This window comes from Psychrobacter sp. M4, from assembly GCF_055699795.1.
Window position 1 is genome coordinate 794,821 of sequence record NZ_CM146740.1, and the last position, 14,243, is coordinate 809,063.

Sequence of the window (14,243 nt, forward strand, 5' to 3'; positions counted from 1 at the left end):
TGTTGTGCCGCGATGAATTTGGGTCTGAGAGCATGGCCAAAGTTACATCCAGTTGGCGGTATTGTCGTGAGTGGCTGGATGATTTTCGTACCAGTGTTTGGCGATCTCATCACGGCGACAGATCCAAACGTCAGGCTTACTGGTGATATATTGTAAGAATTTTTTGAGAGCTCCAATGCGCCCAGCACGGCCGATAATCCGGCAATGCAAGCCTATAGTGAGCATCTTGGGCGCGTTTTTGCCGTCTTTGGCTCCTTCCTCATAAAGCGTATCAAAGCTGTCTTTGAGATACTGATAAAAAGGCTCAGCGTTAGTGAATCCAGGACTGGATGAAAAACGCATATCGTTAGTCTCTAAAGTATAAGGAATAACCAAATGCGGCCTACGCGATATTTTATCGCCATCCTCTGCTTTGACGCTTAGCCAGTAGGGTAGCTCATCAGCATAGGAGTCAGAGTCATAACTATAGCCGCCTTGCTCCACGACCAGCTCACGAGTATTGGGGCTATCACGTCCGGTGTACCAGCCAAGTGGCTGTTTGCCCAGCATACGCTCAAAAATTTCGGTGGCACGGCGAACGTGTTCGCGCTCTGTTTCGCGGTACATATATTGATAAGTAATCCAGCGCAGGCCATGACTTGTCACTTCATGACCATCTTCTAGTACGCGCTCAATGATATGCGGCGTTTTCTCAGCAGCAGCGGCGCAAGTGAAGGTGGTAATAGGTAAACCATACTCTTTGAACACATCCAATACTCGCCAAACGCCAACGCGGCTACCATATTCAAAAGCGGATTCGATAGACTGATGACGATTGCTAAATGAAGGCGTGCCTAGGATATCAGACAAAAACCGTTCTGATTCGCCATCACCGTGCATCACACTGTTCTCCGCACCCTCTTCGATATTCAGGACGAACTGGACAGCGATTCTAGCGCCGCCTGGCCAGTTAGCTTTTGGCGGATTATCAGCATAACCTTTTAGGTCACGAGGATAGGTCGATAGATCAAAGTCGCTGGTTACTTTTTGGGTCATAGTATTTTCCTTTATAAATACCTTTTTAGTTTTGGGTTATTTCTGTTCTGTGTATAAAAATAAATTTGCTAGGTTTTAAAGTTAAACTAACTATTTTTGTACTAAAGTTTTATTAAGCTCAACACCGTATTTATGCATGAGTAGCCAATAAACGATACCGCCCAAGGCTGCACCCAATAAGAAACCATAACCTTCAAACTTCGCTAGACTTGGGACTAGTACGGTCGCTACAGAAAATAAGGCACCGATAGCAAAAGCGATCAAACCGCGAATATTCCAGCCTTTGGTATAATAATAAGCACCTGTTGGCTGCGCTGAGAACAAGTCATTCATATTAATTTTTTGGCGTCTGATAATGTAATAATCAATAACCAAAATACCAAAGAAGGGCGCAATGATCGCACCGACGACGTTAACGAAACCAACGATACCGATTTTACTAATGACCGATAACCAAAGCGCGCCGACAAAAAAGGCAATGACTGCTGTGATTAAACCGCCGCGGCGAAAGTTAATGTGTCTTGGAAATAGATTGGCCAAGTCGTAAGCTGGCGGTATAAAGTTGGCAACCATATTAATGCCAACCGTTGCGGCAAAAAATGTCAGCGCAGCAACGATAGTTAAGGGTAGCGAATCGACGCGCTCAACGATATCTGATGGATTGGTTAGTGCTTCGCCAAATAACACTAAAGTGCCCGCGGTAATAATCAGTGCTATAAAAGAGAAGAACACCATATTGACAGGCAGACCTAGCAAGTTACCCTTACGCATATCACGCTCGCTACATAAGAATCGCGAAAAATCGCCAAAGTTAATCACTACCGCCGCAAAATAAGCGACCATCGTTCCCACAATAGCGGTAAAGGCTTGGATAGAGGTACCTGCATAGTCGCTACCGCTGGTAAAGATAGAGTTAATCGCTGGTATTAATTCTGAGCCTGATTGATACCATATCATGCCCATCAAAATCACCATGACCACATACACCAGCGGCCCCGCCCAGTTTAAAAAGTGCTTGATCGGTTCGATACCGGCCCAAAACAGCATAATCTGAAATACCCAGACGATGACAAAGGCCAACCACGCAGTACCATTAAGACCTAAAAAAGTGCTATCTGAGCTGCCCATAAACACAGCTAACAAAATAGCTACCGCCGTTGAGGCAAAGTAGGTCTGCACCCCGTACCAAAAAATCCCAATAATGGCTCGTAGTACAGCAGGTAGATTGGCACCATTTATACCCATGCTGGCACGTATCAGTACTGGAAAAGGCACCCCATATTTGACACTAGGTTTGCCCGTTAAATTCACCATAAACATAACAATAAAGCCGGCACAAATAATAGCGGCCATCACCCACCAACCACTAAGACCGTAGCTTAAAAAAAGAGAGGCGGCAAGGGTATAACCAAACAGGCTTTGGATGTCATTGGACCAGACATTAAATATCGAAAACCAGCCCCAGTTGCGCTCTTCTGCTTGCAAAGGCGCTAAATCATCATTGTAGAGTCTGGAGTTTTTGCGTTCTTGATCAAAGGTGTTGCAATCATAGAGTGCGCTGTTTTGCGCTTTGAGTTGCTGCTTTGAGAGCACAGTCCCTTCATTTATAATAGACATCCTGTCTTCCTTATAGCCCGTGATAAGTGTCATCAAATCTACCTTCACTGTAGGGATACCAAATCATTTGGTCAAGAAACTTTTTAATTTATGCTCATAAATATAGGCGTGTCTATTAAAAACCCAGCAAAATTAAGAACAGTACAGTTAAAATAAATGCTCTTCGAATGAGAATAATCACATGATAACGATGCGCTCGTTACCACATGCTACATAAGACTATAATCCTGAGGTGTAGGCGACGATCTGTGCGCGCTCTTCATCGGTTAATTGAGTCAAATTGCCAAGTGGCATGTAGCCGGTTTGGACGGCAGTGATAATTTTTGCCTTATGAATTTTCATATCTTCTGTAGTTTGCAATATAATTCCTCCAGGAGGCGCATTAAACCCCTGCTGGGTGGGTTGCATGGCGTGACAGGTGGTACAGCGCTCATGAACGATACCTATGATCGCATCGTCTGCAGAGGCCGTTACAGGAGCTGCTTCTACAGTAGCAGCGTCAGTTACAGCACCATCAGTCGCTACCGCAGGCGTCGTCGTATCGGTTTCAGTCGTCGCTTCAGCAACAGGTGCTGCTGCGGCAGGCAATGGCGCAATTGGCGCAGGACGCATCCAGATAATTAATAATACCGTGGCAAGCGCCGGGATCCATAAGAATTTTGGTTGACTATGTCCCAAATGCTTTTGGTTAAAGTAATGGCGAACCGTGGCGGTGATGACACCAACGAATACTAGTACCAGCCAGCCATGAGCATGCGAGTACATCATCGGATAGTGATTACTAATCATGGTAAAGATGAGCGGTAGGGTAAAGTAGTTGTTCATCACGGAGCGGTTTCTAGCCATCAATGCCAAATCGGCTACTTCTTTACCTGGTTTCACCCCTCTGCGTACACAATCTACTAGCGCGCGCTGGGCAGGCATAATACCAAAGAATACGTTACCCGCCATGATAGTACCTAAAATAGCACCGACATGGATAAAAGAGGCACGATCACTAAATAACTGATAAGAGCCCCAAGTAGCAATAACCATCAGTACAAAGATAGTGATACTAAAAACTAACTTATTTTTGCCGATACGGCTACGTACAATAACTTCATAGATAAAGTAGCTACCAAGTAAGAATAAAACACTAGTAGAGATAGCGCCAATATTACTACCAAAGGCGACTTTGCTGGGGTCAATTAGATACGCGGTGGCATTGGCGTAGTAGACGATCGCCATCATGGCAGCACCAGTCAACCACGTGGTATAGGCCTCCCACTTAAACCAGTGCAGAGTCTTTGGCATCTCTTCAGGTTCAAGCTTGTACTTAGCGATTTCATAAAAACCACCACCATGTACCGCCCATAGGTCGCCTGAGATACCCTTTTTGGATTTCCATTCTGGTGGTTTTTGCAGGCTCATATCTAGCCATACGAAATAAAATGAGGCGCCAATCCAAGCTATCCCAGCGATAACATGAAACCAGCGGAAGAATAATGCTAACCAATCGAAAAGATATGCGCCCATGTGGCAAGTGTCCTTTTGTCCAACGTTTTTCCGTATTTTTCCATATTGTAACTTGATAAATCTACGAGCCGCGATAGGTACTATAACCATGGGCGCTAAGCAGTAGCGGCACGTGGTAGTGGCTCTCATCGCTGACGATAAAGTCGATAATCACTTGCGGATAAAACGCCGTCAGCTTTTGTGCGTCAAAGTAAGATTGCGTATCGAAGGTTAGGGTATAGCGTCCCGTGCTTAACTTATGCTCATTACTATCAAGCATGTCATTAAATTGCCAGCTGTCTGGTGTGACTCGGCCATCGTTATTGGTCGTGCCGTTGGCTAATAAAGTAGCCTCATCATTACCGTTGATGCGATGTAGGGTGACCGCGATATCAGTCGCAGGTTTGCCAAGATGAGTGTCCAAAATATGTGAGGAGAGGGTGACTGACATGATACGTCCTTTAGAAGAGATAGAATAAATAGCGCTGCTAATTTAACAACTAGATTTTTAATAACTGAATATTTAATAATTTAAGCATTATCAAATAACTTGTTTAAACGCAGACGGGTGATTTCATTTTGCTCGCTTGCCGCATTAGCAAGCTCGGTTGCACGATCATTAGGCAGACGTGCAAGTAATAAATCAAGCATTTGCTGCGCGCTTTTACCGCTAGCAAAGACGATAAAGATAAAGCCAAACTTATCGAGATAGTCTTGATTGCCCTGAGCCAATGCTACTAAAACTTCATCTTCAGCATCGTTAACACCTGATTGTTCATGCGCAGCGCTACCTTGCGTATTGCGGTACTTTTCTTTGAGCGTCGCTACATTGCCAATCTGCGGATGACCCTCAAAGGCCTCAAGCAAATTGGCCTCATTGGTTTGCGCTTGCTGCCAAGCTGCATCGCTACTGGTAAGAAGAGTGTCGATATCGGTAAAGGGACGCGCGCCGGCAAGCTTTTGTGCCCAGACAGTACTGGTACAACAGGTTAAGAGTTTTGCTACAGCATCTGCTTTTGAGAGCTCGTTGAATTGGGTTAAGGTTAAACTCACAGTGACGTCCTTTTCTTTATAAAAAATTTACATTTATAGCGGCTGATCATGATATAACCGTAATTTAGTCATGAACCAACAAGTCGCTATGAAATTGATAATAATTGATTTGTATATTCTATTTTGCTAAAACCTGACCATTTGGTCAACTGTTTTATGAATTATTTTTACTCTTTATACTTATTATTAAAATTATAAGTGGTATATTCTAATAATTTACCGAAATATAAGTATTTATTAACCCTTATCCTTAATGGCTCAATATATGACTCAAACTACTCAAGTGAAAATATCATCAGCAACCGAGATTCCGGCTCATCGTAGCCAACAAGATATTCGCGCGTATAATCAAGCGGTTATTCTAAGCGCTGCTGAAGAGGAGTTTGTACTGCAAAGCTATCGCGGCGCGACCATGCAAGGCATTGCTGATCGCGCAGGCCTGCCAAAAGCTAATATTCATTACTATTTTAAAAATAAAAAGAATCTATACAAGGCAGTGCTACGCTCGATCATTGAAGAGTGGAACGAAGGGCTGGTGACTATGACAGTCGATAGTGACCCGAAAACGGTTATCGAAAAATTTATTCGTACCAAGCTGCAGCAGGCTTTTACTAACCCGAATCGTCATAAACTCTTTGCGCTAGAGGTCATTGGCGGTGCACCGCATTTGCAGGAATTTATGTCGACAACGATGAAAGAGTGGGCACTAGATAAAGCTAAGGTTATGCAGACATGGCATGAGCAAGGCAAAATCAGTATAGCTGATCCGCTACAGCTTTTGATTTTGATTTGGGCAACCACGCAGCGGTACGCCGAATTTGAAACTGAAATCGTCGGCTTGCTACAAAAAGACGCCTACGATGAACAGGATCAGACGCGAGCCGCTGATTTTTTAGTGCCTTTTATTTTAAGAGGCTGCGGACTTGAATAAGTGACTAGAATATATAACTAGTGCATCATCATTACGGTGCTTGACTTCCGGTCTTCAAACCATCGTTAACGTGCTGATCTGCGGTATCAAATTCAGCGCCGTAGCTCTTCGGTAAGATACTATCAAGTAAGATGGCAACGATACCTGATACGGTCACCGCTGATCCGAAGATATTACGGAACATCTGCGGCATCTGGGCAAATACGTCAGGAACGAAAGCGACACCCAAACCAAGACCTAACGATGTGGCGATAATCAATACATTACGATGCGTAAAGTTGACCGTTGCTAATATACGAATACCAGCAGTCGCTACAGTTGCAAACATCAGTAGCGTCACTCCGCCAACCACCGGCTTTGGTAATTGAGTAAAGATGGCACCCAGAACTGGAAACAGTCCCATGGTAAATAAAATACCACCGACATAAAAGCCCACGTATCGACTGGCGATACCCGTCATCTGAATAACTCCGTTGTTTTGACTAAAGGTAGTAACCGGAAAGCTGTTAAAAATACCAGAGATGGCAGAGTTGACGCCATCAGCTAATACTCCGCCCTTAATACGTTTCTCATAAAGCGGCCCTTTGATAGGTTCGCCTGAGATCATTGAGGTTGCCGTTAAATCCCCTGAGGTCTCAATACTAGTAATAACATACATAAAAGCAATCGGAATAAAAGCTTGCCAATCAAAACTAAAACCGAATTTGAAGGGTACAGGTACGGTTAGTAACGGCGCTTCACTGACTAAAGAAAAATCAATGCGGCCCATAAAAGTCGCCACAATTAAGCCTAGCATTAAGCCGATAAAGATGGCGCTGGAGCGAATGACTTTGTTATCAACAATACTAATGAGTACCACACTGATCAGTACGCCGCCGCCAAGCATTAGGTTTGGAATACTCCCAAAGTTCTCAGCGCCAACGCCGCCTGCTAAATCAGTAAGACCAGTTTTAGTGAGTGACAAACCAATGGTCACGATGACGCAGCCTGTGACAATAGGATTCATCAAAGATTTAAGCTTGGTAATAAACTGACTTAAGAAGATCTCGACAAAAGCACCTAAAAAGGTGACACCAAAGATTACCGAGAGGATCTCCTCAGGACTACCGCCGCGATTTTTGACCACAAACCCTGCAGCAAGGACGGCAGCTAAGAAACCAAAACTGGTACCTTGCAGCGCCATAAGACCAGAACCCACAGGACCAAACTTACGAGTCTGGATAAAGGTTGCCACCCCTGACACCATCAAAGCCATACTGATTAGGTAAGGAATATGCTCTCCTAAACCCAGAGCACCACCGATAATAAGAGAAGGCGTAATCACCCCGACAAAAGCGGCAAGAACATGCTGTACTGCACCCAAGAACGCTTTGCCTGGCGCTGGACGGTCATGCAGTCCGTATAGTAAATCTGGATTTCCTTGAATGTGTTTATTTATGTCACTCATAACAAATTCCTTTTGATGAAGAGTTGCACTTATCCCTGTGCCAATTAAAAAAGGATGAATGGTTATCAACGATTTCTGCTAACTATCATAATTAAAAACCTGACCATTTGGTCAGCTGTCTCTAGAATATAGCGAAAAGGTAGGTTATTGCAATGATTTTTTTATGCAAAAGGAATTTATTTGGAGTGTTGGGAGTATTTTTGATACTAAAGAATTGTTAGTGGTAAGAGTGAGCACGAAGCGATTAAACGTCAAGACGCAGAAGCGAGCTTATAATTATTAATTACGCCGTATCAACAATGACAGGACGACCAGCATGCGTCAGTACGGTAGCTTCAACGTTATAAAGCGCTTTCATGGTTTCTTGCGTCAGCACTTCAGCAGGGCTACCGACATCCATTACTTGCCCATCATGCATAGTCACGACCGTATCGGCAAACTGCGCCGCTTGATTGATGTCATGTAGGACGATGACCACGGTTTTTTGCTCAGTATGGCTTAAGCTGCGCAGCTCGCGCATCAAGCGCCCTGCATGATACATGTCAAGATTATTAAGTGGCTCATCGAGGAGCAGATAAGGCGTATCTTGGCAAACAATCATGGCAATCAGTACGCGCTGACGTTGACCACCTGATAAGGTGGATAAGAAGCGATTGGCAAGCGCTTGTAATTCAAAGCGCTCGATAATCTCATCAACTTTTTGTTGATCATTAGGGCTTGGTCGACCTTGATGATAAGGGTAGCGACCAAACATCAGCAGCTCGTGCACGCGCAGACGACCTTGTACGTGGTTTTCTTGGCTGAGCATCGCCACCGTAGTTGATAGGGTACGCGCATCACAGCTGATAATATCACGCTTCTCATTAGCTACGTAAAAGCTAATCGACCCCGTTTGCAAGGGCTGCAAACGTGCCATAACCGAAAACAAAGTCGATTTGCCCGCGCCATTGGGACCAATCAAGGCAATCACTTGCGCGGGCGGTAAAGATAAAGTGATATCGTGCAAAATTTGCTGCTTACCAATCTGATGCGAGAGCTGGTTTATTTTAATCATAGGAGTTCTTTTTTAATATTTTAAGAAAAACAAATCTAGCGGCGCTGGGTCATATAAATCAGTATTAAAAATATCAAGCCACCAGCCAGCTCAATGACCACTGATAGTATGCCGGCCATGCCTAGTAATTGCTCAAAGATGGCTTGACCAAGGATCAAGCAAATCATGGCAATCAAACTGACCAATACTAAGCGCTGGCTGTGACCCATGTTGCTGGAGAAGCAGTTGGTTAAGGCGCAAACCAATAATCCAAAAAAGGTTACCGGACCGACCAAGGCGGTAGCTGTGGCGACCAATACGGCGATAAGCGTCAATAAGCTAAATGCCAAACGCTGATAATTGATACCCAAATTGATAGCTTGCGCTTTACCGAGCATGAGCACATCGCACTGATAACGCCAGCGCCAAACGACGATAGCGCTGACGATACAAATAGCAATACTGATACCAAGCAATTGCGGGTTGATCGTATTGAACTGGGCGTAACTGGCAGACTGCACTACTATAAAGTCGTCGGGATTAATCAGCCGCGCCACCAGCGCTGAGAGACTACGAAACAATACTCCAAAGATAACCCCTACCAATATCAGCCGCGTTAAGTCCTGACTAGTTTTAGAAAACAGCAGCCGAAACAGCAGCATGGACGCCCCAAACATCAACACAATCTCCAGCCCAAACTTCGCCATTGGATTGATACTGGTATAACTAATCGTCCCCAAAGAAAAGACTAGTAAGCTTTGCAAGAGCACGTATAGTGAGTCAAAACCCAGTAGCGATGGTGTCAAGATAGGATTATGGGTCAGGGTTTGAAACAGCAGGGTAGAGACGCCGATAGCGTAGCCGACCACCATGAGTGCCAGCAGTTTTTTACCACGTAGCAGCAACGTAAAGTCCCAGTGTCCATTCACATTTATAGTCAAAAATAGTATGGCTGATAACAATAAGATAATAGTGGCAAACAAGCATGGGTGGCGAGTGATCATTTGCCAGCCTTTTAGCCACCTGCTACTCGGCAGCTGCTGGTTTGATAGGCGGCTATCTGACGTAGATTCAGCGTAGTTAGACGTAGTTTTAGTATGAGAGATGGATGAGTTAAACATACGCGAATCTTAATAAAGAAAGTAGGGTATAAGTCATTGTTAACAAGGCTTTATTAAATCTTATGATTCAGCAGGAGCGCGTAATAACAACCATAAAAAGACCGCCGTACCGACGACACCAAAAATCGTCGCGACGGGCACCTCAAAAGGATAGCGGATAGAGCGTCCGATGATATCGCAAAGCAGCACTGCCGATGCACCCAGTAGCGCGACCGCAGGCAAGCTGCGCCGCAGTTTATCGCCCATAATGCGACTAACAATATTAGGCACGACCAGACCAATAAAAGGAATCATGCCTACGGTCACTACGACGACCGCGCTCATCATCGCTACCATGCCAACGCCAATCCAGGTGATTTGGCGTTTACTTATACCTAAATTTAGCGCGATATTGTCGCCTAGCCCAACGATGGTAAGCTTATCGGCGATAACATAAGCGATGACACATAGTACGCCTGTCAGCCACAATAGCTCATAGCGACCAGCCAATACACCAGAGAAATCACCAAATTGCCAGACGCTGAGCATCTGTAAGGTTTCGGTTTGATAAGCGATAAAGGTCGTTATGGCTTCGATAATACCGCCAAAAACAATACCGATTAGCGGAATCATCAAAAAATCAGTGGGCGGAATGCGGCGAATTAGTAGCATGAACAACATCATGCCAAGGAGCGCGGCAATAGTCGCCACGCTCATCTTTACCATCAAGGCGCTGGCAGGGAACAGGAGGCTGACGACCAATAGTCCAAACGCGGCACTTTGGGTAGCGCCGACCATTGAGGGCTCGACAAATCGGTTTTTGAGCACTACTTGGATAATCATTCCAGCAACTGCCATTGAGATACCGGTCAAAATAATAGCGACAGTACGTGGCAAGCGGCTGACTAGCAGCAGTGAGCTGTCCGAATTAGCGCTCCAATGTACAAGGCTTTGCACGATACCCGACCAAGAAAAGTCCGCCACCCCAATTGATAAGCTTAATAAGACTAAAAGCCCCATGATAATGAGGCTTGCGCTATTAATAAGCCAAGGCGCTATAGCAGCGCGGCGCTGGTTGCTATTATGAACACTAAAACCTGTATGAGCGCTGTAACTTGAGCGCCAAGACGATCGCGCCAGTAGCGTAGATACAGGATTTACCGCCTTAATATCACTACTGCTCGTTTTTGTTTTGGAAAATAGTGCCATAGTTAATACCAGCTTACGATACAACTGACCTGCTCTTTTATCAGGTCTAGTTTATTTAGTCTCTGTTTTGCTATTACTGAGCTTTACTAAAAGCCGAATTAATCGTCTCCAAGTCCTGCATCCACTGATGATAACCTCCAAAAGCAAGGTAGGAGTCTGGGCTTAGATACACCACTTGGTCTTTATCCCAAGCGGTAGTTTGCGCGACTAAAGGATTGTCTAATACTGCTTTGGCACTAGCGCCTTCTTGACCAATAGCGGCGCCGCGATCGATGACAAAAAGCCAGTCTGGATTCATTTGTTGGATATATTCAAAGGAGATGGGCTGACCATGACTTCCCTCTGATATCTGTTCATCAGCCATAGGTACGTCAAGGACACTATGAATAAAACCAAAACGCGACTGATCGCCATAGGCAGAGAGTTTGTTACCCGTCACCATCACGACTAGGCCATTCCCTTTATCTTTGGTTGACGCTTTAGTCTGTTCGATCATGCCATCGATATCTTGTTGCAATCTAGCCGCTAAATCGCTTTGACCAAACAGTGCCCCTAGATCGAGCAAACGCCGTTTACTAGACTCATAGATATTGGCAGTGTCGATACTCATGTCCAAGGTTGGTGCGATATTGGATAGCTCATTGTATTTTTCTGCCATTCGCGAACCAATCAAGATCACTTGGGGCTGCATCTCATTTAAGGCTTCAAGATCAGGCTCAAACAAAGTACCGACCTCTTCAGGGTCAGGAAGGGCAGCAGGCAGCAGGTTTTCTAGCAGTAGGCCATTTGGCGCACCATCAATTGCGACATTGAGCGCCGCTAGATCCTGCATCAAAGACATGTCATACACCACAACTGGTGAGGGATTCATAGGAAAGTCGACAGGCCCTTTTACCGTATCAACTTCAACGGAAGGCACTGAAACAGCATCGTTATCTGCGACGTTGGATGCCGCATCTGCAGTGTTGTTTTGGGCTTTGGTATCGTCCATATCAGTGTTATCTGAGTTGGAGCAGCCCGTTAAGCTAACACTGATAGCTAGTGCTGCGGTCATAGCGCTCAGTAGTGAGCGTTTGAGTAAAGGGGTTTTTTTGGCAATAATAGCAGAGTTATTAGGCATAAGAAGCTCGGTATATCATAGGTTGTGCGCAGTAGATAATAAGCTACCGTCACAGAAATAAAAGAAAGGAATTTGTTCACCATTAGTCTATAAAGGGACTAGCACTCTACTTGTTGATTGAAAAGTAAAGTTCTAGACATTAATGTGTTATAAAGTGACAACTTTCAAACCGTTGGGTAGTCGCTAATTTAGCCGTAATGATAAAGTAAATGAAATATTTTTTCAATGATAATGATTTTCATTTGTGATATTAATTATTTATCATCTAAGCTTAGCTTGCCTACAGTATTGGCTCTTTAAAAGGTGGTTATTGCAGTATTTACAAAGCTAATTGTATAAATATTAACGGTTATTTATCACTAGTTTGTTATCAATATTGATAATGCTTATCATTTATATTATTATTAAGCCAATTTTTTCCTCTCTTTAAATTAGTCTTAATTATGATGAGATATTAGGGTGTTATGGCTTCAATAACTATAGGCAAACCATCGCTCAAGCTGACTTCAATGGCAATCGGTATCGTAGTGGTATTGCATGTACTAACAGCTATAGGTTTGATCATGGTTAAACCTCCTACACCTATTACTGAATCGTTTCAGGCTACTGCGCCGCTGGAAATTGAGATGGTAACTTTGAATAATCAAGCAGAGACAGTGGCAGCAGCAGAGAAGACCTTGGAGTCAGAAGCTGAGCCTGAACCTGAAGTACAGCCAGAACCTGAGCCAGTAGTGGAGCCGGAACCAGTGGTAGAGCCGATGCTTGAACCCATAGTGGAGCTAGACCATGAACCCAAAATTGTAGAAACACCAGCCCCAGTATCGGAGTCTGTTATAAGTACTACTGTACAGACGAATGCCGATCGGGCGTCTAGTGCTACAAAGCCTACTTATGATACTACTTATACGCCAGCCACCTCAGAGCCTAGGGTTAATAGTACCACCGCTGATGATCAACGCCGGATGCAGGCCGAGCAACAAAAAGCTGCTGCCCAGAATAGAGCTAGAAAGCAAGCTCAAGAGGCTAGAGAAGCGAAAGCTGCGGCCGATGCCAAAGCTGCTAGAGAAGCAGCAGAACAAGCCGCCCAACAAGCCGCCGCCGCACAAGCAGCAAGCAATGAGCCAGTAAAATTTAATGAAAGTGATGCCAGATGGGCAGCAGCGCCTAGTCTCAGCTTTCCTAGTCGTGCTGAACGCGGTGCTAGACCTGGTGATAGTTTTACTGTGCTGTTGACCCTGCGAGTTAACAAGCAAGGCGGCGTTGACAATGTGAGCTTGGCACAGTCCTCTGGCAATAGAGTTTTAGACCAAGAGGCGCAGCGGCAGGTAAGAACAGGCAGATTCGTACCCTTTATGAAAGATGGGGTTGCTGTAGTAGGCAATGTAACCCTACCCATTACTTATCAAGTTCCTCGCTAATCTATCCTATTATCGCATAGCACTAATATACTAAATAACCAAACATTAAGGAATCTGATATGGACTTTGCAAGCTACTGGCAATACAGCGATATGGTGACAAGAACTTTATTTTTCTTGTTGCTAGCCTTATCGGTACTCTCTTGGGTGACAGGTATTATTCGTATTATTCAAAGTCGCAAATTGGCAGGAACGGTTGCTAACGATTTAAGTCAGCAGATCCAAAACAAACGCTCTGAGCTACAGACAGCCGATGCTGCCAACCACCGCCTAGTCGTGGAACAAGCACTTCTTAAGCATATCGGGCGCTACCGCTTTGCCAGCGAGCGCGGTCTGCCAATCTTGGGGACGACGGCAGCTATCGCTCCTTTCATTGGACTGTTTGGTACGGTGTGGGGGATCTTCCATGCACTGCATAATATTGGTACTACAGGGCAAGCGGGGCTAGCGCAAGTGGCAGGACCAGTAGGCGAGGCACTTATTATGACTGGTCTCGGTATTGCTGTTGCCATTCCAGCGGTAGTATTTTATAACCTTGCCATTCGTATCAATCGCCGCGTGATGTACTATGCTAATGACAAAGCTCACGATCTATTGGCGCAATCAGCTCAGTTCTCGGTAGGCCAAAGCTTGGCATCTGATGCTGTAGCTACCAAGCAAACCAGTATAAAACGCGATACTAGTATAATACAGCCTAAAGAAAAAGAGGGTCATGAAAAAAAAGGTCATGAAAAAAAGAGTTATCAGAATTCAGTTACTTCGCAGTCAAAAGCATAATCCTAGATAT

General features: G+C 44.7%; 13 protein-coding genes. 3 read left to right on the top strand and 10 right to left on the bottom strand.

All coding sequences use genetic code 11. The features are described from left to right. Positions 1-42: 42 nt before the first annotated feature. The 5 genes from puuE to uraD all read right to left on the bottom strand — a co-directional run bounded on the left by puuE (position 43) and on the right by uraD (position 5,199). On the bottom strand, positions 43-1,035 hold the full coding sequence (gene puuE / locus ACR63N_RS03420) for an allantoinase PuuE (protein ID WP_472782457.1): 993 nt from the start codon (positions 1,033-1,035) through the stop codon (positions 43-45). A gap of 90 nt (positions 1,036-1,125) precedes the next feature. Next, positions 1,126-2,652, bottom strand: coding sequence for an NCS1 family nucleobase:cation symporter-1 (locus tag ACR63N_RS03425; protein ID WP_367106407.1), 1,527 nt, complete (start codon positions 2,650-2,652; stop codon positions 1,126-1,128). A gap of 219 nt (positions 2,653-2,871) precedes the next feature. Further along, a complete protein-coding gene (locus tag ACR63N_RS03430; protein WP_367106408.1) occupies positions 2,872-4,167 on the bottom strand; it encodes a urate hydroxylase PuuD in 1,296 nt (431 codons plus the stop codon). A gap of 61 nt (positions 4,168-4,228) precedes the next feature. Next, on the bottom strand, positions 4,229-4,597 hold the full coding sequence (gene uraH / locus ACR63N_RS03435; RefSeq protein WP_367105308.1) for a hydroxyisourate hydrolase: 369 nt from the start codon (positions 4,595-4,597) through the stop codon (positions 4,229-4,231). Positions 4,598-4,677: 80 nt separating this feature from the next. Beyond that, positions 4,678-5,199, bottom strand: a complete 522-nt coding sequence (gene uraD, locus ACR63N_RS03440; RefSeq protein ID WP_367106409.1) for a 2-oxo-4-hydroxy-4-carboxy-5-ureidoimidazoline decarboxylase — start codon at positions 5,197-5,199, stop codon at positions 4,678-4,680. 265 nt (positions 5,200-5,464) lie between these two features. Between uraD and ACR63N_RS03445 the strand changes: the two genes are divergently transcribed. Then, positions 5,465-6,130 carry a TetR/AcrR family transcriptional regulator gene (locus tag ACR63N_RS03445; protein WP_367105310.1) on the top strand — a complete coding sequence of 222 codons (666 nt, stop codon included), beginning with the start codon at positions 5,465-5,467 and terminating at the stop codon, positions 6,128-6,130. Between the two features lie 31 nt (positions 6,131-6,161). On the opposite strand, the gene ACR63N_RS03450 is transcribed toward ACR63N_RS03445, so the two are convergent. From ACR63N_RS03450 to ACR63N_RS03470, 5 genes are all read right to left on the bottom strand, one after another. Beyond that, entirely contained in the window at positions 6,162-7,577 is a 1,416-nt protein-coding gene (locus tag ACR63N_RS03450) for a uracil-xanthine permease family protein (RefSeq protein WP_367105311.1), read from the bottom strand. A 283-nt stretch (positions 7,578-7,860) separates the two neighbouring features. Then, positions 7,861-8,631, bottom strand: a complete 771-nt coding sequence (locus ACR63N_RS03455) for an ATP-binding cassette domain-containing protein (protein WP_367105312.1) — start codon at positions 8,629-8,631, stop codon at positions 7,861-7,863. A 35-nt stretch (positions 8,632-8,666) separates the two neighbouring features. Continuing rightward, entirely contained in the window at positions 8,667-9,731 is a 1,065-nt protein-coding gene (locus ACR63N_RS03460; protein ID WP_367105313.1) for an iron chelate uptake ABC transporter family permease subunit, read from the bottom strand. A 60-nt stretch (positions 9,732-9,791) separates the two neighbouring features. After that, complete coding sequence (locus tag ACR63N_RS03465; RefSeq protein ID WP_367106410.1) at positions 9,792-10,919, bottom strand: ABC transporter permease; 1,128 nt, start codon at positions 10,917-10,919, stop codon at positions 9,792-9,794. A gap of 73 nt (positions 10,920-10,992) precedes the next feature. Then, entirely contained in the window at positions 10,993-12,039 is a 1,047-nt protein-coding gene (locus ACR63N_RS03470) for a siderophore ABC transporter substrate-binding protein (protein WP_472782458.1), read from the bottom strand. Between the two features lie 464 nt (positions 12,040-12,503). Here ACR63N_RS03470 and ACR63N_RS03475 point away from each other — a divergent pair, with 464 nt between their 5' ends. Then, positions 12,504-13,457 carry an energy transducer TonB gene (locus tag ACR63N_RS03475; protein ID WP_367106412.1) on the top strand — a complete coding sequence of 318 codons (954 nt, stop codon included), beginning with the start codon at positions 12,504-12,506 and terminating at the stop codon, positions 13,455-13,457. Positions 13,458-13,516: 59 nt separating this feature from the next. Further along, complete coding sequence (locus ACR63N_RS03480) at positions 13,517-14,233, top strand: MotA/TolQ/ExbB proton channel family protein (RefSeq protein ID WP_367106413.1); 717 nt, start codon at positions 13,517-13,519, stop codon at positions 14,231-14,233. The last annotated feature ends 10 nt before the right edge of the window (positions 14,234-14,243 follow it).